Below are 523 nucleotides of genomic sequence, written 5' to 3' on the forward strand. Positions count from 1 at the left end.
CGGGTCGCCCCGCACCCGGGGACCACACAGCACCGGTCCCGGTGCTCCAGCGCTCGGCGCAGGCGGCGGCAGATCTGGCGGGTCGCCCGCCCGGACCCGATGACCTGGCCGTGGCGTTCCAACCAGATCTCACAATCCGCCTCACACATCAGATACCGGCGGTCCTCCTCGGACAGAAACGACCCCAAATGCAGCGCGGCGTTCCGGTTTTCGACGTCCAGATGCACGACCACGGTGGTGTGCTGCCCATGCGGGCGCCGCGCCACGTCACTGTCCCACCCGGCCTCCACCACGCTCATGAACGCATCGGCAGCGGTGGGGAACGGCGGTACCTGCACCGAGGGGCCCTCGGGATTCTCCCCGTGCCGGGCACCGCCGTACACCTCGTCATCGGTGTCGACGTCGGTGCCGCTGTCGGTGTGGTCACGCTTCCACTCCGCCACCAACGCATCACGATGCGAATCCAGCGCGGCATCCAACTTGGCCGCCTCCACCTTCGACAACGTGATCCGGTAGGTGGTGT

1 protein-coding gene is annotated in these 523 nt (G+C 68.3%); it reads right to left on the minus strand.

Annotated features, from left to right (window positions below):
* Window positions 1-523: DUF222 domain-containing protein (locus B1790_RS20875; RefSeq protein WP_233165239.1), on the minus strand; the 523-nt coding region annotated here is incomplete at both ends.

The organism is Mycobacterium sp. AT1 (genome assembly GCF_002043095.1).
GTDB lineage: Bacteria > Actinomycetota > Actinomycetes > Mycobacteriales > Mycobacteriaceae > Mycobacterium.